A 20,701-nucleotide genomic window follows, 5' to 3' on the forward strand; every position below is an offset into this window, starting at 1 on the left:
TCTCTCCAACCCCCTAAATTACCTTTTTAGAGCTTACCAATTCACTCAAAGCATGCTCCAATTTATTAAACTTATATTCTTTAAAAGAAGAAAGATTCATATCTAAAAGATTTTGCCTTAATTCATTTATAAAATCTCTTGCTTGAAGCTTATCAGAAAACTCAAAATCAGATTTAAGAATGTTATAAACTATATCAAACATATAATTTTGACGCTCTGAATTAACAGCTGCATCAACAGAATCAAATGAATTTTGTTGTAAATAACACGAATCAAGCAGTTCAGATTTCAAATAAATTAAAAAATCCTCATTACTTATTCCCTCTTCACCAACAACTTTCATCATTTGATTGATTTCGTTACCCTTTACCAAAAAAGATCTTGCATATTCTGTCTTTTTAATGTCAATGACACCTTTATATTTGCTCCAAGATTCAAGAGGGCTAATAGCTGGAAATTTTCTAGCATCAGATCTTTCCCTTGTAAGCCCATGAAATGCTCCCACAACCTTTAAAGTTGCTTGAGTTACTGGCTCTTCAAAATTACCACCAGCGGGACTTACAGAACCACCAACTGTTACAGATCCAATGTCACCGCTATTAAGAACTACAATACCTGCTCTTTCATAAAATGAAGCAATAACAGATTCAAGATAAGCTGGAAAAGCCTCTTCACCAGGAATCTCCTCAAGTCGACCAGACATTTCCCTCATAGCTTGTGCCCATCTTGAAGTTGAATCTGCTAAAAGCAGGATATCAAGCCCCATCTGCCTATAATACTCACCAATAGTAATCGCAGTATAAACTGAGGCTTCTCGAGCCGCAACTGGCATTGAAGACGTGTTACAAATAATGCAAGTTCTATCCATTAAAGATTTACCGGTTTTTGGATCTATAAGTTCGGGAAATTCCTTAAGAGTTTCTACAACTTCTCCTGCTCTTTCACCACAAGCTGCAATAATCACCACATCAACATCAGCATTTCGACTTGTAACCTGCTGAAGAACTGTTTTTCCAGCTCCAAAAGGACCTGGGATACAAAAAGTTCCTCCTTTTGCAACCGGAAAAAATGTATCTATGATTCTAGTTTGAGTTATCATAGGCTCACTAGGAATAAGTCGTTCTTTATAATTAGTAATAGGGATTTTAACAGGCCAATGAAAAGACATAGTAATCTTATGGCGCATACCAGAATCATCTTCAATTACAGCAATTTGGTCATCAATCGAGTAATCCCCATCATTTGCGAGCTCTACAATTTTATAAGAATCTCTTTTATAAAATGGAACCATTATTTGATGATGAATGGTGCCTTCAACCACAAAACCCAAAAAATCTCCCGCAATAACACTGTCTCCAACTTTGGAAGTTTTTTTAAAATTCCATTTTTTATCTTTATTCAAGGATCTTAAATACACTCCCCTTTCTAAAAAGAATCCACATTTAATAGCTAGCTCAGGCAAAGGATTTTGAAGCCCATCATACACTTGAGTTAAAAGACCGGGCCCCAATTCAACTGTTAAGAGTTTATCTGTAAATTCAACCCCATCTCCAACCGATATCCCTTTTGTCAATTCAAAAACTTGTGCATCAACTTCATTGCCTCTAACACGAATTACTTCTGCTTTTAAATTTCGACCAGCGGTCTTTACAAATAAAACTTCATTCATAGAAACTGGGCCTTCTACCTCAATAGTAACTAAGTTACCATTTACTCCAACGACTTTTCCTTTTGTCTCCATTAAAATTCCTTTTCTAAACTTTTTTATTGGTTTTCTCAATCAAATTTTGGCAAATACTGTCAAAATTTTGAATACCCAACTTTTCTTTAAATAAATTATGTCTTAAAAATAACCTTAACTTTAAAAAATAAATTATTATTTTTTCAAAATCAAATTCATGCCCAACCTCAAGATTAGTCAAAAATTGCCACTTAAGAAGGTCAAGATCCAATTCTATTTCAAAAGAACTCTCTTTCAAACAAATATTTCTCAAAATAATTAAATAATAGCTCGAAAAATAAACAGATTCTAAATAAAAATCCTTAGACAACCCCAATTTTTCTGCCCTTAAAGCTGCAAGTGTATATCTGATTGTATCTTCAAAATCAAAAAAAAGATCAACAACTCTTGATTTACCCTTATCTACCTTGAATTCTAGTAACCCTTTTAAAAAATTGAAGTCTTTTTTGCTTAAAGAAATTTCGACATTATTCAAAAAATCCGAAACACTGTAATTTTTTGGAGATTTTAAATCAATATAAGGCAAAGAAGATAAAACATAATAATATGAATCCAACACAAAAGTCTCCTAAACCACTTTTACAACTTCCTTAAATCTTGGATTAAGATAATCAAAAAGAATGTCTGCAATAGTATCCACTGAAAAATCATAATACAAACCAATATTCTTTTTCTGAATCTTAAAACCTTTGTTTATACCTTTAAAAGGCTTAAGCTCTATTCCTTGCTCAAGCTTATTACCAAGTTTTAGCCTTAAAATATATTCTAAGCTAGAAAAATCAGATTCATTTAAATGAATAACTAATTTTTCCTCTTTAATCCAATAATCTGTTACTTTAATAATAAGCTCTGCTAAAAAATTATTATCACTAAAAGTTTCTACCACATTATCTCTTAAAGCATTTTCAAAAAGAGATTTAAGATTCTTTTCAACACCAATAATTAAATCTCTGATTGCCTGACGAGAAGCTTCAAGCGCATGAGATTTATAATCATTAACTTCGCTTTCTGATTTTGCTTTTAATACTCTAGCAGCTTCTTCTGCTTTAAAAACTATTTCTTCTGCCTCTTTTTTAGCTTTCAAGATAATATCATTAGATACTCTCTCAGCTTCTTCAAGCCCATCTTTTTTAATTTTATTTATCAGGTCCTTTACTTCAAACTGCATTAAAACTCCTTGTCATACAACATAAAAATAATAACTTAACACTTTTAGCAAACAAATCCTTAAAAAGTATACAATAAATTCTTAATATCAAAAAATTTATTACTACTAATAAAATAATAGCGCTTCTTAAGAGAATATATTAATTACTAAATTATTAGAAATAAGACAACCATTAAAAGAATTGCCCAATAATTTTATAAACATTGCCATCAAGCACTATATCAAGGTTTTTGCTTGGAAACTTATTTTTAATCCCTTTTCTAAAAATCTCAATACCCCTTCTATTTATCGTATCCCGAAATTCACCATCAACAAAATTTAAAGTTAATATCTCAATAATAATCAAATAACCTCGTCCAAACTTTGACCCATAACCTGATGTAAAAGTTGTTGTAACACTAAAAAGACCGTCTAATAGGCCATTTGCAGCTTTACCCCTAAAAGGCCTATTAGGATGAATATCGTAAAAATTACCAAATTCATCTTCAAGCACAAAATCAACATCAAGACAAATATGAAACAATACATTTTCAAATTCATCAAATTTTGCTATATTCACTTAAATCAAATCTCAACTATAGTTTTTCCAGCCCCTCCATCACTAGGATGAGCAAAATAATACTTCTTAACAAATTTTAATCCTTTTAACAAGTTGTGAACTTCCCTCATAAGACACCCTTCCCCTTTTCCATGAATAATCTCAAATTTACTAATGCCATTTAATATAATATTATCTATTTTCTTATTCAAAAAGTCTAGGGCATCAACAGATCTCATGCCCCTAATATCAACAGTAAGACTGAATAAATCTTCCTTATTATAATCAATTGAGAAGCTAAAATTTTTATTTACACCTTTTTTGTGCTCTTCAAAATCTTCCAAAGATAGTTTTGAACTAGAAACACTAACATTAAAAGCACCTACATTAACAGTAATCTTCTTTTTTGAAATCCCAACTATTTCTCCTTTTACATTAGAATCAATTACTCTAACTCTGTCTCCTACTTTAAAATCTACTGCCACATTTCTCTTATTACTAAGAGAATTTATTCTACTTGACTTGAAATCTATATTTTTTTCTAAATGTGCTATAAAAGTTTTATTCTTGGCAATACTAATATTTCCCTCTTTTATTTCTCTAACTAAATTTTCTAAAACTTTTCTTGAATTTCTTAAAAATTCATTCTGTTCATTTAAAAGCTCCATCTCAATACTTTTTTCTTTTAACAAAAGATTTTGATAAATATTTTCTACTTTTTTTTCTTGAAATTCTATTTGGATTAATTTTTTATTCATGTTTTCTTTAACTAAAAGCAGATCTTTTTCTTTCTCTATTAATTTTTCTAAAATTTTATTAATTTCTGTTTTTTGTGATAAATAAATTTCATTAGCACGAGCTAATATACTGTCGTCAATCAAAACTTTACTAGCAACATTAAACGCAAAACTTTCACCGGGAATGGAAAAAATCAAATTATAATCAGGTTGCATTGTCTTTAAATCCATACGCATCGAAGCATTAATAACACCCTCATTAGTATATGCAAAATATTTAAGAGCATTATAATGAGTCGATATTAAAACATAAGCATCAATAATAATCAAATGTTCAAGAATTGAAATAGCAAGCGCCTGACCTTGATCAATATCTGTTCCTGAACAAAATTCATCAAATATTACAAGGCTATTTTTTGTAGCATGTTTTAAAATATAAGAAATATTACTCATGTGGCTTGAAAAAGTTGAAAGAGAATTGGGAATTGATTGTTCATCGCCAATATCAATAAAAATATTGTCAAAAATTCTAAAAGTACTAGACTCACTAACAACAATAGGGATCCCAAATTGAAACATTGCACTAAGAAGTCCAACTGTCTTTAAAGTTACTGTTTTTCCACCAGCATTAGGACCAGTAATAATGATAACACGGTTCTCATCAGGAGTAAAAGTTATGGGCTTTGCATCCTTTAACAAAGGATGCTGCGCGCCCAAAATATTTAATACATTTGAAATCTCAGGAAATACTCCTTTAGTTTTGATTCCATAAATTGCTCGTGCTTTTAAAGAATCGTAATACAAAAAATTATCATAAAGATTAGCTAAAAGAACAATGTTGTTATGAACTTTACCAGATAAACTCTGTAAAATTTTCAAAATTATTCTTTTTTTTTCTAAATTCAAATAATTTAACCTATTGCTATCACTTACAACTTCATTCGGTTCAATATAAAATGTTTCACCTGAAGAAGAAACAGAAATAACATTTCCCTTGATTTTACCTTTAAAATTAGACTTAAGAGCAATAGTATATTTATTAGATTTATAATAAACAAAATTAGAAGCCAAATATTCTGAATTAAAGCTAATTATTCTTTTTATCTGTTTTTCAACTCGCCTATTTAAATTTTTGATTTCAAATTCAATCGAATCATATTCTTTAACAACGCCACTTTTTAATTCAAGAGAATCAATATCTATATAATCTTTCAATTCACTAAGCAAACTTTTTAACTCTGGACTTAAAAATAATAAATCAGATAAAATCTGAGTATTAATATGCTTAATATCACTGTTTTTATTCAAAAATAAATTTATTTTCAAAACCTCATCTAAAAACCCTACAATATCTCTCAAATTTTCAATAGAAACTCTTGAATTTTCTTTTGACAAGAATGAAATTGTATATTTCAAACTATTTATAAAAGAATTTGGATATCCTTTAAAGCTCTCGAAAAACATTCTAATGAGATTTACAAAGGAAAACATCTTCTCTAAACTTTCTCTTGTTTTTAATATTTTTTGATTATTTAGTAAATCAACAGTGTCTGGATTAGAAACGTATTTAGACACCAAAGATAAAATTTCATAAAAATCAATATTTCTTAAATATTTATCTTGCATAATTTTTATAATTTTTAAGCTCTGACAAAATTTTTAAATAACTTTCATACCTAAACCTAGAAATTCCATTGCCCAAAGAGCCTACAACAGAACAAAAAGGCTCACTTACGTGTAAGCAAGATTTATATTTACAAAAACTAGAAAAATTTTCAAACTCCTTAAAATAATGCTTAAGATCCTCAAGGGGCAATGTTTCAACTCCAAACTCCTTTATTCCGGGAGTATCAACTATTATCCCACTCTCAGAATGAAATGATATGGAATAAACAGTGGTGTGTTTTCCTCTAGAATACCTATGTGAAATTTCATTTACTGATTGAGAAGCTCTTGAATCAATCAAATTTATTAAAGAAGATTTACCAACTCCAGACTGACCAATAAAAGAAGTTCTTGAATTTTTTAAAACCTCTTTTACTTCTTTAATACCCTCAAAAGTTTTAACAGAGGTTTTTAAAACCTTATATCCTAGATTTTCATAAATTTCAGAAAACTCTTTAGCCCTTTGACTTATTCCTTTATCAATTTTATTAATCACAATAAAAGGAGTAATATTTTGCTCTTCTGCAACAACCAAAACTCTGTCAATAAAAAAATTCTTTATCTCAGGAAAATTAGCAGAATTTACAATCAAAACATTGTCAACATTAGAAACAATTGTCTGTCTAAGATCTGCCTTTTTGTTATAACGCCAAAGGATATTTTTTCTACTCACTCGCTTATCAATATATACCTTACGAAAACTATAAACATACCCTAAAACTATATCTCCTGGAACTAAAGGACTATACTCCTTATAGCCTGTTTCTAACACCTTACCTTTAAAAATTCCTTCATAAATCAATTTACTGCCAAGCTCTAAAATAGAATATATATTATTAACTCCCCAAATAACCTCAAATTCAAGATAATTCAAAATATCATTCCTTTAAAATGGAGATTATATTTTTTGCAAAAACTTTGATAAAAACCCAAATTTTCATTTTTAGTTAAATAAAACTCATCTTCAAAATCAACACCATTTTTATAATATTTACCTTTATATTCAGAAAAATTCATTAATCTAGTAAGACTTTGCACCACTAGTTCACGATTCTCATAAACAGGAATTTTTAAAAAATCTTCTATCATTCTCTTAAGATGCAAATAATGTGTACACCCAAGAAAAACAATCTCTCTACTAGTGCTTATAACTTCTGATTTTAAAGCTTCCAAACATCTAAGAGCATCTTGTCTATACTCTTTCCCATATTCAACAAAATTAACAAGCTCTCCAGCAGCTTTTACAATCAAATCTTTATGCACATTTTCCTGATCCTTAACAAATTGGCTATCAATAGTAGTATTTGTTGCAATCAAAAGAACTTTTTTTAAAGCAAGTTCTGGAACCAAACTCACTGCCGGCAAAGTGTAAATTACAGGAAAAACAAAATTTAATTTATTGTATACACTAACAGAAATTGTATTACAAGCCAAAATTAATGCGCTAACATTGTAGACTTTCTGAAGTCTATCAATTAAAAACAAAACTGCTTCTAAAAGATATTCTGGGCTTTTTTCTCCATAAGGAAAATTTTGATTATCAGCAACATAAACATATTGGTACCCTTCTATTTTTCTTTTAATATATTTAAAATAAGAAAGTCCCCCAATTCCTGAATCAAAAACAATTATTACTTCTTTGAAATTTTTCATTACAAAATAATAATTACCCCTAAAAGTTAAAGTATAAATATTAACAAAGTTAATTTCAAGAATTAAAATAATAAAAATTGTTAAATGGTTTCTTTTAAAAAAAGTTTTAAGCTATAATAAAATTGATTTAGAAATATATTAATAAGTATTTAGGGTGATAAATAAAATGTTTGCAAGTATTAAAGATATTTTAGAAAATCCAATTCCAAACAGCAATGTTACAATAAACGGCTGGATTAGAACCAAAAGAAGTAATGGTAAGATTGGATTTATAGAAATTAATGACGGCTCAACACTTAAAGGAATTCAAGCTGTAATAAACGAAGAAGAAAATCAATTTGATGAAAAGGATCTAAAAAAATTAACAACAGGGACAAGTATATCATTAACAGGCTTACTAGTGAAAAGCCCTGCAAAAGGACAAAATTACGAAATAAAAACAGATAATTTTGATATAATCGGAGAATCAAATCAAGAAACTTACCCGCTACAAAAAAAAAGACATACTTTTGAATTTTTAAGAGAAATTCCCCATTTAAGAATAAGAACCAACACATTTGGAGCTATTGCTAGGGTAAGAAATAAAATTTCATACAAAATTCATGAATATTTTCAAAAAAATGGTTTTTTTTATATTAATACACCAATAATCACATCAAATGATGGAGAAGGTGCTGGAGAAATGTTTAGAGTCTCCACACTAAAATTTAATACCCCAGCTAATGAATCCAACAATATTGATTTTAAAAACGATTTTTTTGGAAAAGAAGCTTTTCTCTCTGTCACCGGACAATTGCACGGAGAAGCATATGCAATGGCTTTAACTAAAATATATACATTCGGTCCAACATTTAGAGCAGAAAATTCCAACACTACACGTCACGCTTCAGAATTTTGGATGATAGAACCTGAAATGGCTTTTTACAAACTTGATGACAATATTAGACTAGCAGAAGATCTCTTGAAATATCTTTTAAGTTCAATCTTAAACGAATGCTCACAAGATATGGATTTTTTAGAAAACTACATTGAAAAAGGTTTAATTAAAAAGCTAGAAACCGTAATAAATTCAAATTTTGAGGTTATTACCTATACTAAAGCAATTGAAATTCTTGAAAGCTCAAAAAAAAATTTTGAAATAAAACCTTACTGGGGAATAGATCTGCAAACAGATCATGAGAGATACTTAACAGAAGAGACTTTCAAAAAACCAGTAGTAGTCATTGACTATCCAAAAAATTTTAAAGCATTTTATATGAAAATAAACAAAGACAACAAAACCGTTAAAGGAATGGACGTGCTTGTTCCAAGAATTGGAGAGATTATAGGAGGAAGTGAAAGAGAAGATGACTTACAAAAATTAGAAAATAGAATAAAAGAATTAAATCTAAACATTGAGCATCTAAACTGGTATCTTGATCTAAGAAGATTTGGATCTGCTCCTCATTCTGGCTTTGGACTTGGACTTGAAAGATTGGTGCAATATTCAACAGGAATATCTAATATAAGAGATTCAATACCATTCCCAAGAACTCCTAAAAATCTTTATTTTTAATCAAACTAAAGGAAAAGGAAATGATATTCTCAAAAATATATAAATTAATGCCACTTTTTCTTTTTGTAACGACATTATTTCCAATAAAAGATAAAGAATTAAGCAATAAATTAGAATTATTTTCAAATGTCGAAACAAGCATCAAAAAAAATCCTAAGACTTACAATAAAAATTCAAATTCTCAAAAAGAATCGATTTTTAAAAAAGATACAAATTCCAATATATACATACAAAAATCAAAAAAAATTAATTACCCTAACAAAAATTTAAGCAACAACACCAATCAAAAAAGTGCAAACAAGTCCGATAGACACTTCTTCTTTGCAACAAATAGTTATGTTAAAGTTTATCCTAGACACCAAAATGATACCTTTGAAGCCATAAAAAATACTAATAAATTCCCAGTTAAAACCGAAAAAACTCATGCACTAATAGGCCCAATATTAAAAGACAATCTGGGAATAATAATTAAAATGTTACAAACAAAAGGATACACCACAATAGAATATATAGAAAACAATAATTAAGATTTCTTTTTTGCCAAAAATTTTAAAACTTCACTAAGCTCATCATCTATATATTGAAAACTATTTTTATATTCATTTTCATGCAAACCTATTAACTCATGATTTCCATAATGAATCCAAGTATTTAATTCCTCTTGGTTAGAATATTTATTAACATAATAATCAGGAACATAATCTACAAAACCATGATTCTTATAATCATAAACTGCTATTCTAACATTTTTATTCTCTATACCCTTTTTTAAAACTTCTCCTCGCAAATAAACAATAGTACGACCTGTATCAAAAATATCATCAACAAATAACACTTTATCACCTGCTCTTAGATATTTTGGATCATAAGTCCATCCATCTATCATTATCTCTTTTTGCTCATTGAGAATATCATAAGATCTAGCAACAACAGCAGCATATAGAAGGGGTTTGTCTACTTTCACAAATTTAAAAAATTCACTAATAATATTGCCAAGATAGGCTCCCCCTCTTAAAGAGACATACATAATATCTGGAATAAATCCATCTTTATAAATTTTATAAGCAAGCTTAAAACCATTAATTCTTATCTCTTCATAAGAAACATATTTTTTCATAATTCAAACTTATCCCTTCTTAACAACAATAAATTTTATTTAATCAAAATGTTTTACTTGCAAGATAGTAACATAAATCTTTGTACAAAAGATACTATAACCTAAAATAAAGCGCAAAAAAGGGCTAAGATCAGCTCTTAACCCAAAAACAAAATTTACTAAAATGAAATATCAAAAGAATCGTTTCCTCTTAAAATTTTATAAGTATTTTTTCCAATCTCAAGAGCATCATAAAATTCTCTTAAATTAGAAACACTTTTTGAATTTACAGAAATAATTACATCTCCCGATTTCATCTTAATATTTGATGCTGAATTTTTATCAATATAATCGACAACAACACCTTTAATCCAATTTCTTAAATTCAGCTGAGTTTTAATTTCCTCAACTAATGGATACACCACAAAACCTGGAAGCATTTTTGAAGAAGAGAGTTCTTTGTCCTTAGGTCTAACAGCAAGAACAATATTAATATTTTTTTTAACACTGCCTCTTAAAATTTCCACATTTACTTTCTCACCAGCATAAAAATCACTGATGTATGATGTAACATCCTGGAAAATACTCATAGGAACCCCATTAACCTTCATAATAATATCCCCCGCTCTAAGCCCTGACTTAATAGCAGGCGAGCCTGGATAAAGAGAAGCAATAATCGCGGCTGAAACATCATCGCCTTTAGATCCCAAGCTTTTTAACACTTCAGAATCCCTTGTTTTTAAAGGGTAAAAAGAAATTCCAAGCCACGCTGATTCAATTTTCTTACCCTTAAGAAAAAAATCTACAGTACTTTTAATGTTGTTAACAGGAATTGCAAAACCTAACCCAATATTTCCACCAGAATTTGATGCTATCCAAGCATTAATCCCAATAACTTCGCCTTTTATGTTTACGAGAGGGCCACCCGAATTACCTCTATTGATTGCAGCATCAGTTTGAATAAATAAATTCCTTGATTGTAAATTAGGATTTGCAGAACGTTGCAATCCACTTACAATGCCTGCTGTAACTGTAAAACTAAATTGAAAAGGACTGCCTACAGCCATAACCCAATCGCCTATTTCAAGCTTATCACTATCTCCAAGATCAGCTACTTGAATAGTTGAATCCTCACTTTCAAAACTAATAAGAGCAATATCTTTTTTTTCATCCTTGCCAATTAACTTGGCTTTATGCTTTTTCTTATCATAAGATACAACTTCAAGTTCAATCGCCTTATCTACTACATGACTATTTGTAACCACATAAAATAATGATTTTTTTTTGGAATCTCTACCAATTATTACTCCAGATCCCGCCCAATTGCTTTTTCTCTCAGAATCAAATTCTGGCATATCAAAAAAGAAAAATGGAATAGGAAAACTCTGCTTAATTACCCCTGTTGCATGAACTTCTACAGATGATGGTAAAATTTTTTTGGAAACTTCTCTAAAAGAATCTTGTAAGGCCTGCACTGTATTGCCCTTTTCTTCTGCAAAGACAATGTTGCTTCTATTATAATCTAAATAATGCATTCCAATAAAAAACCCAATACTCAAAGCCAAAAAACTGAGAATAAATCCAGAAAAAAACTTTTTTTCCACTTTTATAACCTCCACATAATTACTTTATTTTATAAATAATATTTGATTAATTTAAAATTTAAACTTCACTTAAAATTAAAGGCAATCCATCTACAACTGCAACAGTATGTTCAAAATGTGCAGAATAACTTAGATCAGATGCAAAAACAGTCCAACCATCATTTTTTATTGAAACTTCATGCCCCCTTAAGTTTACCATAGGCTCAATAGCCAAAACCATACCCTCCTGAATTCTAATGTTTTTAAAAAACGGAGCATAATAATTGGGAACGCTTGGTTCTTCATGAAGTTGAAATCCAACACCATGACCTGTATATTCTCTAACTATTCCAAAGCCAAACGGTTTTATATATCCTTCTATTGCTTTTGATATATCTAAAATTCTATTCCCTACTTTCATCTCAGCAATACCTTTGTAAAGAGAGGCACTTGTGACTTCTAAAAGCTTTTCAATACTAGAATCCACACTTCCCACTTTAAAAGTTTTTGCCATATCGCTATAAAATCCATCAAGAATGACTCCACAATCAACACTAATAATATCCCCATAAGCTAGCTTTCTCTTGCCAGGAATACCGTGGATAACCTCTTCATTAACAGATGCACAAATAGTACCTTTAAACCCATGATACCCTTTAAAAGCGGGTTTAGCTCTATTTTTAATAATAAAATCATAAGCTATCAAATCAAGTTCCTTGGTGCTAATACCAGGAACAATATTTCTTTCGACTTCTAACAAAGTAAGTGCTAACAGTCTTGCTGAAGCTTTTATTTTTTCAATTTCATCTCTAGATTTTAATCTCAGTTTAGTCAAAATTTAAATTCCTTTCTCTAAGCGTATCTATCATATTTTTATAAAGCTTTCCTTCATCGGTTTCGTAAAAAGAATAAGAAGCCAAAATAGACTCTTTCCCTTTTTCCATTTCTCCCAAATAAAGATAATTAATTCCTTGTTTTAAGTGAATTTTTGATACAAACTCACGCTCATAATGAGTATTAGAATCTTTATCATAAAAACTACTAGGCAATAAAGATATTCCTTTATTAAAATATCTCTCTGCTTCCTTATAATCCTTTTCAAAAAAGCTTAAAACTCCAAGATTATAATTAACTCCAAACACATATTTTTGAAATTTATTGTCAAAAATTACTCTTTTTGAATTAACAAAATCTCTTTTAAGAAAATAATAATAAAATTTATAAAAATCATACCAATATTGTTTGTTTTCAGAAAAATTATAAATTTTAAAAAATAAATCTAAATCCTTTAAATCCGAATAAAGCAACAAATTCCAAGCCAAAAACTGAGCAATATTAGAATCGTACTCTGTCTTGTAAAATAATCGCCACAAATAAGATTTCTTTGCTTCATACTCAGCGTTTGAATAATTTAACGCAAAATAAATTTTAAAAAATAAAGGATCTTCTTTGTAATTAGCTATAATTTCATTAGCTTTAACATAATTTTTAATTCTAAAATATATATTTGCCAAATAATAACTTATCGCCTTATTGTCTTTAAACACTTCATTAGCCTTATTTAAATAAGAAATTGCTCTTTTAGGGTCATTCTCATTATTAGCTATAAGTGCAAGATTTAAATAAACAAGAACATTGTAATCAGGGAATTTTGTATAAAGTTTTAAATATTCATTCTTAGCATTTTTAATATCCCCTTTCCTAAAATAAGCATCAGCAAGTAAAAAAAGCAAAGTGGGATCATCTTTATTTTCAATGAACTTAAGATTGGAAATTGTAAAATCCAAATCATTAAGATTGTATGAAATATATGCAAGCTCTTTGGAAAAATCTTTGTCCTCTTTAATTTTAAAAAGTATACGCTTAGCAGCATCTATGTTTTTTTTCTCTATATATAAAAGCATTGCATTTACTAAAAACGCATTATTTTTAAGATTTAAACCTATCTCTTCAAAAACACGGGCATCCTTTTCTCTATAGATTTTATCAATAAATTTGTTAAAATTTAAAACCTTATTATCTGCACTTAAATTTTTAATAAAAACTTCATCATAAAGGCCCCGATAATCTTCACGATTTACAAGATACTGATTTGCAATTCTATAAGCATCTTTTAAAGACCCAATTTTAAGCTTAGAATAAACTTCCAAAGCTCTTAGCTTCAAATTACCTGGCAAAACTTTAACACTAAGATTTACTATATCCCCCATAAGACGATAGTCTTTTGTATTTAAAGCCCAGACCTTAGCTCTTTTAATAAGAGCCAACCACTTAAATTCAGTATTAGCATAATATGATGAAAACTTTATTGCTTTTTTTGCATCAGCAAATTTTTTTTTCTCAAGATAAGAATCAATTTCTATAATCAGCTTGCTAAAATCTTTCTTGCCTTTTAAAAAATACAAAATGTTGGGATTAAAATAGAAATAAAAAACACCTAAAGAAACCGATAATAAAAATAATACAACGGTCAATAAAGTTTTACTTTTTTTCAATACAATTCTCCATATTTTTCAATAAAGCATCAAGTATGCCATTTATAAACTTATAAGAGTTTTTACTGCCATATTTCTTGGCAATCAAAATAGCCTCATCAATTACAGCACGTTTTGAATTTCCAAAATTCTGGAACTTCATAGAATAAACACTCATTCTAAGTATTGCAAGATCAACCTTATCCATGCGATCCAAAGACCAATTCCAAGAAATATCCCTAATCAAGCTATCAATATGTTCTAAATTATTAAAAGTACCATTTACTAAAGAAGAATAAAACGATTTAATAGATTCATTTTCTATCTCTAATACTCTGTCTTCAATATTAAAAATATCAAAAATATCATCCATTGCATTTTGATTAATATCAATACTATAAATCTTTTGAAAAGCCAAAACTCTAACTTCATGCATTAAATCCATACCAAAACTATACAAATAAAAACATGCCTTATTTTAGACTAGAATCCAAAATTTGTATATTTGCGGACTTATTAAGTTTAGCATACATATCCTGCTGCACTTGAACAACAATTTGCTGTTGCTGAAAATTAACCATATTATTCCTTATTGCATCTTTTACAATTAAATCTGTAGTAGGCGACACTTTATCATTCAAACCTAAAAATCTCTGAGCATATTTTTCTGTAATTTTAATAATATGAAATCCTTCCTTTGAAGCAATAGGTGAAGATATATCACCCTTATTAAAATTAAAAACCTCTTTCATAAAATCAGCTCCAAGAAGATTTTGAGCATTTTGATCACCCCTTGACAAAAAACCAAGATCGCCATTTTTGGCTTTAGAAGACTCATCATTTGAATATTTTCTTACAGCTTCTTCAAAAGTAATTTTTTTTGATCTTATTTGGCTTAAAATATTTTTTGCTTGATCTAAAATATCTGATCTTTTTTTATCCTTAGTAGAAAAAAATACATGACTAACCCTTGAAATGTCGGGATTTACAAACTTGGTTTTATTAGCTTCATAGTACTCAATAATTTCTTTCTCACTAGGAGTTTTAATTTCAGAAAACTTGGGCTGAGCTTGCTTTAAAACAAGCTTTTGAGAAGACAAAGATCTTTTCATTGAAGACAAAAGCTCTCCCCAATTTGTACCTTGTTTTTCTATCATCTGCTTGATTTGCTCATCAGTAAAATTTAAAAGTCCAAATTGAGCCCTAATTGTTTGCATAACCTCATCATCTGAAATCTTAATTCCTTGTTGCAAAGCCTCTTGGCTGAAAAGAACATCTGCTATTAAAACCTGCAAAACTTGCTTTTTCTCAGCAACAGTCAAATCTCTGCCCTGAGTCTTTTTAAATATATCGACCTTAGAATCAAAACCGGTTTTAGTAATAATTTCATTTTTATATAAATTAATAATAGCAACAGGAGTATTCTGAGCAAAAGAGTTAATCCCCATAGTTCCCAATATTATCAAAAATAAAAACCTCTTCATAGCATAACCTCTTATTAAAGAATCACTTACCCACTAATTTAACAAAATTTTACATTTAAATCTAGTTAATAAAACATTTTCATCTATACAAAAAACTAGAAATTCCTTGTCCACCGCCGACACAAGCAGATACTATCCCCTTCGTCTTATTTTGCATTTTCATAGAACGAGAAAGCGTTAATAAAATTCTTGAACCACTAACTGCAAATGGATGTCCCAAAGCAATAGATCCACCATTTACATTAATAATATCACTAGTTATATTATATCTTTTAAATAAAGCCTTTTCAATGCTTAATGCTTGAACCGCAAATGCTTCATTCACCTCAATCAAGTCTATTTCACTGGGGTTTAAGCTCAATTTATTAATAATACCTTCAATAGCTATATAAGCTCCAAAACCCATATAAAGCGGATCAAGTCCTATGCTTTTAAATCCCCCAATATAAGCCAATGGTTTTATTCCTAAGCTTTTTACTTTTTCTTCACTTGCTAAAATTAAAAAACAGGCCCCATCATTTAAACTAGAAGAATTTCCAGCAGTTACTGTCCCTGATTCTTTGAAAACAGGATTAAGGGATGCCAGCTTATTCAAAGTTAAATTATCTCTTACTTCCTCATCAATCGAAACAACCCTACTAGAATTGGTCTTTTTATCAAAAATAGTTAAAGGATAAATTTCATCTTCAAAATACCCAAGCTCTCTTGCTTTTAATGCCTTTACATGAGAATTATATGCAAATTCATCTTGCATATCCCTTGTTATTCCATATTTTTCTGAAAGATTTTCTGCTGTAAGTCCCATAGAAATAAAATTTAAAGAATCTACTAAAGCATCTTTTTGGATTGAATCCTCAAGCCTAAGATCACCAAATCTAAGACCATCAAACCTAATCTTTCTTGGCAATAAATAAGGGGAATTGGTTAAATCTTCCACTCCTCCAGCTAAAACAATATCATTGTCTCCAAGAACAATAGAATTAAATGCAATCTCCAAAGCTTTAAGACCAGAACCACAAACTTTATTAACACTAAATGCGGGCACAGCATCACCCAAACTAGACTTTAAAGCAATTTGTCTGGCAATATTTTGACCAAGTCCTGCAGATATTACATTCCCAATGATGACCTCATCTACTTTGCACAACTTATTTCTCCCAAGTAAAGCTTTAACAACTTTTGAAGATTCATCAATAATATCTAGGCCCTTAAAAGAACCCCCAAACTTGGTGATAGGCGTTCTAAGCCCATCAACAATAACTACCTTTTTTTTCATAATAACAACTACTCCTAAAGTCTTAGCTAACCTCCTTGAATTATACAATACAATAGCCCAGCATAAAAACTAAATTTATTCAATAAAAAATAAACTATTTGACCTGAATTGCTTAATAAACAGACTAAAGTGTTATAATTTAAGTTGAAATGCACTTTAAAAAAATACTTTTAATAATATTTATAATTTCCACTTTAAACGCTTATTCTTATAATCACGCAATTCAATACAAAAATGAGGGTGTTGATAAATATTATTTTGAAATACTAAATGATGGATTTGGATTTTCATTAAGCGATTTTTTTGATGATTTGAGAAGTGGTTCTCTAATTTTCACCTATGCTTCAAAATACAATTTTATAATAAATCTAGAAGCACACATGTTAACTTATAGAGGTTATAAAGACTCACTTGAATCCTTAATCAGTAGAGCAGACTTAATTGAAATAGGTTTTATGTACTACTTTCCAATCTTATTGCTAATAAATGGAAAAAATTTTGGGGAAATAGACTTAGGAATTGGTATTAAAAATTTGTTATTTGGAAACTGGGGGGGATACTTAACGCAAAAACTAATCCACCTCTTATTAAACCAACATCGACCAATTCCAAGTAGAAAAAGTTATGACAGCTATAATTACAGAGGATTTTTAAGTTTTGCACTAAATTACTCTTTTATGAATTTTTTAAATTTAGAAAATTATATAGAATTATCTTATTTAGCAGACTACTTTATTAAAAACAGTATCGGAATTACCTTGAAAAACGAAAATATTGGATTTGATTTAAAGCTTTATGCCCAAACTCAAAATCAAATTGAAAGCCTTAAAACATATTCAAAAATACAAGAAGCAGAAACAGGAATTGGAATAAACTACCGTCTTTACTCTAAAAATTTTTTCATAACAAATAATTTAAACATTAAAAATTTTTCACCCAAAGAAAATTTTTTAAGCGTTGGGGGATTTGGAATAATTATTACACCTGGGAAATACATAGAAATGCCAAAATCAAAAAATGAACTTAATATTATAAGTAATAACTTTTACTTTGGATTTGATATTATGATCCCATTTAAAATAAGAAATTCAATATTTTATAAAATAAATGAAAACCTTAAATATTACTTTTCAATATCAACAAATTATTACACTAATTACAATGAAACTAATAGTTTTACAAATCGATTATCGTCAGGTATTATGTATGAACTTTTTCCTCAAAAAACATTCAATCCTTATATAATTTCGGGACTATTTTTTGCCTATAATCAAAATAACCAAGACATTAAAAACATCTTCAGACCAATCCGAATAAAAAACGTTTTTCAAACCGGCATTGAAAATGAATTGGGACTTTTGTTCGAAATGCTAAAATACCACAACACCAAGTATATTTTCAAAATATACTCAAAAGTTAATTATGTTCCTCTAGCCTATAATCTAGATAAAAAACAATTAGAAAAACATTCTATTAACTTTAATTATTTAGGAATTGGAATAGTCATTAAATAATAACATTTTAATATTGATGATCTTTGTTAACAAACTTAGTAATGTGGGGTAAAAACAATATATCTGCTCTACCTGTAGGCCCATTTCTATGTTTTGCTACAATCACCTTAGTTTCTATTGGCTCTATCTCAGCAGAAGATTCAAATTTAAAATCTTTATCCCTATGAAGTAAAATTACAATATCAGCATCTTGCTCTAATGCACCCGATTCCCTTAGACTAGCAAGATTAGGTTCACGCCCTTCTGTATCTCTTGTAAGCTGAGACAGTGCAACAATAGGAATTTCAAGTTCTCTAGCAAGCTCTTTAAGAGATTTACTAATAGACGCAACTTGTTCATGTCTTGGAAGATTTTTTGTTTCAAAAGAAATAAGGCTGATATAATCAACAAATATTATATCTATACTATAAAATCGTTTAAGCTTCCTAGCTTGAGTTGCTAAAGTTAGCAAACTAATATTAGGTGTATCTTCAATATAAAGCTCAGAATCACTAATTTCATTTACAATATCGTTTAATAATTTTATCTCTTGTCCAGATAAAATGCTATTTTGAACTTTAAAGCTATCAATACAAGACTGAGACGATATTATTCTTTTTATTAAAGCATCCGCTGTCATTTCAAGAGAAAAAAATCCTACTTTTTTCTTTCCTTCTTTCCTCAATGCTATAGCAGATGCAATATTTAAGGCAAACGCTGTTTTACCAATACTAGGACGAGCACCAACGATAATAAAATCACTATTTCTAAACCCCCCAATAAGAGAGTCAACTTTTCTAAAACCACTTGGAATGCCAAAATTTGCTTCCTTTTTCTTCATGCTACGTTCATATATCTCGTTATGAACACGTTCTGCAATAATTTTAGCATGATAAAGGTTTTTACTAGAATAATCTAATTCAATTGAAAGAATCTTTTGTTGAGACTCTTCAACAACCTCATTAATAGTTTTTGTTGAATCATTTATATAGTCATTAAGCTCTTTAGAAACATTTAAAATACTTCTACGAACACTTTGCTCTTTTACAATTTTCGCATAAACATTTATAGTTCTATCTGTTGGCAAATATACTGAAAGTGAATCTAAATAATCTGGCAAATTAATTAAATCTTTTTTAACCAAAAGTTGTGTTTTGGAAACATGCTTAGATACTTCTTCAAAAACAGTAATAGGATCAATATTTTCCCTTTTTTCATAAAGCGAAACCATTGCTTTAAAAATCAACTTGTGGGTCTCATTATAAAAATCATCAGCTCTTACATGAAAAGCAATTTGCTCTAATTTATCTGAATTATAAAATATACTAGAAATTACGGCTTTTTCTGCACCATCATTAAAAAGAAGTGCAGAATTTGAAAAAGCTGCTAAAGCCACAAACTACACCTCTTCTCTTCCAGCTTCCTCATCCACTTTATTCGACTTTTTATTTAAAGACTTTTTACCCTCTTGCTTTTCTTCTTTTTTTATTTCCACTTTAACAATAGAATTAATACCTTCATAAAGCTTAATTGTTACATCGTAAGTTCCAAAAGCCTTTAAAGTTCCATGATGTATATCTATTTTTCTTCTCTCTATATCAAAACCAAGTTTAAAAAGCTCATCGGCAATATTTAAACTGTTAATGCTATGAAATAATTTGCCAGAATCATTAGATTTCATAAAAAATTCTAATTTAACAAGATCAAGCTTAGATTTAAGATCATTGGCAATTTGTTTTTTTGTTTCTTGCTTTTTCAATATTGATCTTCTTTTTTGATTAAAAATCTCAATATTGTGTTTATTTGAAAAAACTGCAAAGCCTTTAGGTAACAAATAATTTCTTGCAAACCCATCTTTTACCTCTACAGTATCACCTTCTCTCCCAAGATTAATAAAATCTTCCTTTAAGATCACTTTCATCATTACCCCTAAATAACTATTTTTTTACAAAAGGCAGCAAAGCCATATATCTTGCCCGTTTAACTTCTAATGCCAAGCGCCTTTGATGCTTAGCAGAAGTTCCAGTAATCCTTCTAGGCAAAATTTTACCTTGCTCTGTAATAAACTTTTTAAGAAAATCAAAATCCTTATAATCAGGATGTTTGCCAGAATCACAAAATCTACATGACTTTCTCTTAAAAAATCTGAAATTTGAATTTTTTTTAAAACCGTCTTGCTGATTTTCGAATCTTGAATCTCTTTGATTTACATCTCTATCTTTATACATAACATTTAAA

General features: G+C 29.1%; 20 protein-coding genes. 3 read left to right on the top strand and 17 right to left on the bottom strand.

Translation table 11 applies throughout. The annotated features are described in order from the left end of the window. Positions 1-13: 13 nt before the first annotated feature. The 7 genes from OY14_00455 to OY14_00485 form a co-directional block, all read right to left on the bottom strand. A complete protein-coding gene (locus OY14_00455; protein ID AJA90623.1) occupies positions 14-1,741 on the bottom strand; it encodes an ATP synthase subunit A in 1,728 nt (575 codons plus the stop codon). 13 nt (positions 1,742-1,754) lie between these two features. Continuing rightward, positions 1,755-2,300, bottom strand: a complete 546-nt coding sequence (locus OY14_00460; GenBank protein AJA89941.1) for a hypothetical protein — start codon at positions 2,298-2,300, stop codon at positions 1,755-1,757. Between the two features lie 9 nt (positions 2,301-2,309). Then, positions 2,310-2,909 (bottom strand): ATP synthase subunit E, encoded by a 600-nt coding sequence (locus OY14_00465; GenBank protein ID AJA89942.1) that lies wholly within the window; start codon positions 2,907-2,909, stop codon positions 2,310-2,312. Positions 2,910-3,081: 172 nt separating this feature from the next. Further along, positions 3,082-3,468: a hypothetical protein gene (locus tag OY14_00470; protein ID AJA89943.1), complete on the bottom strand. Its 387-nt coding sequence runs from the start codon at positions 3,466-3,468 to the stop codon at positions 3,082-3,084. Positions 3,469-3,473: 5 nt separating this feature from the next. Continuing rightward, the gene (locus OY14_00475) at positions 3,474-5,810 is read right to left on the bottom strand and encodes a DNA mismatch repair protein MutS (protein AJA89944.1); all 2,337 of its coding nucleotides are present in this window, start codon (positions 5,808-5,810) and stop codon (positions 3,474-3,476) included. After that, entirely contained in the window at positions 5,800-6,723 is a 924-nt protein-coding gene (locus OY14_00480) for a ribosome biogenesis GTPase RsgA (protein ID AJA89945.1), read from the bottom strand. The genes OY14_00475 and OY14_00480 overlap by 11 nt, the downstream gene beginning before the upstream one ends. Continuing rightward, positions 6,720-7,502 carry a glutamate racemase gene (locus tag OY14_00485; protein ID AJA89946.1) on the bottom strand — a complete coding sequence of 261 codons (783 nt, stop codon included), beginning with the start codon at positions 7,500-7,502 and terminating at the stop codon, positions 6,720-6,722. Before OY14_00485 ends, OY14_00480 begins: the two co-directional genes overlap by 4 nt. A 166-nt stretch (positions 7,503-7,668) precedes the next feature. Here OY14_00485 and OY14_00490 point away from each other — a divergent pair, with 166 nt between their 5' ends. After that, on the top strand, positions 7,669-9,057 hold the full coding sequence (locus tag OY14_00490; protein AJA89947.1) for an asparaginyl-tRNA synthetase: 1,389 nt from the start codon (positions 7,669-7,671) through the stop codon (positions 9,055-9,057). Positions 9,058-9,077: 20 nt separating this feature from the next. Then, positions 9,078-9,584: a hypothetical protein gene (locus OY14_00495; GenBank protein ID AJA89948.1), complete on the top strand. Its 507-nt coding sequence runs from the start codon at positions 9,078-9,080 to the stop codon at positions 9,582-9,584. Here the strand turns inward: OY14_00495 and OY14_00500 are convergent. The 7 genes from OY14_00500 to OY14_00530 form a co-directional block, all read right to left on the bottom strand. Beyond that, a complete protein-coding gene (locus tag OY14_00500; GenBank protein AJA89949.1) occupies positions 9,581-10,174 on the bottom strand; it encodes a phosphoribosyl transferase in 594 nt (197 codons plus the stop codon). The genes OY14_00495 and OY14_00500 overlap by 4 nt on opposite strands. Before the next feature lie 158 nt (positions 10,175-10,332). Further along, on the bottom strand, positions 10,333-11,757 hold the full coding sequence (locus OY14_00505; protein ID AJA89950.1) for a serine protease: 1,425 nt from the start codon (positions 11,755-11,757) through the stop codon (positions 10,333-10,335). A 58-nt stretch (positions 11,758-11,815) separates the two neighbouring features. Beyond that, positions 11,816-12,571, bottom strand: a complete 756-nt coding sequence (locus tag OY14_00510; GenBank protein ID AJA89951.1) for a methionine aminopeptidase — start codon at positions 12,569-12,571, stop codon at positions 11,816-11,818. Then, positions 12,564-14,231, bottom strand: coding sequence for a hypothetical protein (locus OY14_00515; protein AJA89952.1), 1,668 nt, complete (start codon positions 14,229-14,231; stop codon positions 12,564-12,566). The genes OY14_00510 and OY14_00515 overlap by 8 nt, the downstream gene beginning before the upstream one ends. After that, entirely contained in the window at positions 14,218-14,646 is a 429-nt protein-coding gene (locus tag OY14_00520; protein AJA90624.1) for an antitermination protein NusB, read from the bottom strand. Before OY14_00520 ends, OY14_00515 begins: the two co-directional genes overlap by 14 nt. Positions 14,647-14,683: 37 nt before the next feature. After that, positions 14,684-15,694, bottom strand: a complete 1,011-nt coding sequence (locus OY14_00525) for a membrane protein (GenBank protein ID AJA89953.1) — start codon at positions 15,692-15,694, stop codon at positions 14,684-14,686. A gap of 79 nt (positions 15,695-15,773) precedes the next feature. After that, entirely contained in the window at positions 15,774-16,970 is a 1,197-nt protein-coding gene (locus tag OY14_00530; GenBank protein ID AJA89954.1) for an acetyl-CoA acetyltransferase, read from the bottom strand. A 149-nt stretch (positions 16,971-17,119) separates the two neighbouring features. On the opposite strand from OY14_00530, the gene OY14_00535 reads away from it, so the two are divergent. Continuing rightward, the gene (locus OY14_00535) at positions 17,120-18,484 is read left to right on the top strand and encodes a hypothetical protein (GenBank protein ID AJA89955.1); all 1,365 of its coding nucleotides are present in this window, start codon (positions 17,120-17,122) and stop codon (positions 18,482-18,484) included. Between the two features lie 7 nt (positions 18,485-18,491). Here the strand turns inward: OY14_00535 and OY14_00540 are convergent, their stop codons facing one another. The 3 genes from OY14_00540 to OY14_00550 are packed head-to-tail and all read right to left on the bottom strand — an operon-like array spanning position 18,492 to position 20,691. Then, positions 18,492-19,859: a DNA helicase gene (locus tag OY14_00540; protein AJA89956.1), complete on the bottom strand. Its 1,368-nt coding sequence runs from the start codon at positions 19,857-19,859 to the stop codon at positions 18,492-18,494. 3 nt (positions 19,860-19,862) lie between these two features. After that, on the bottom strand, positions 19,863-20,384 hold the full coding sequence (locus tag OY14_00545) for a 50S ribosomal protein L9 (protein AJA89957.1): 522 nt from the start codon (positions 20,382-20,384) through the stop codon (positions 19,863-19,865). A gap of 16 nt (positions 20,385-20,400) precedes the next feature. After that, a complete protein-coding gene (locus tag OY14_00550; protein AJA89958.1) occupies positions 20,401-20,691 on the bottom strand; it encodes a 30S ribosomal protein S18 in 291 nt (96 codons plus the stop codon). Positions 20,692-20,701: the final 10 nt, after the last annotated feature.

The organism is Borreliella chilensis, assembly GCA_000808095.1.
GTDB lineage: Bacteria > Spirochaetota > Spirochaetia > Borreliales > Borreliaceae > Borreliella > Borreliella chilensis.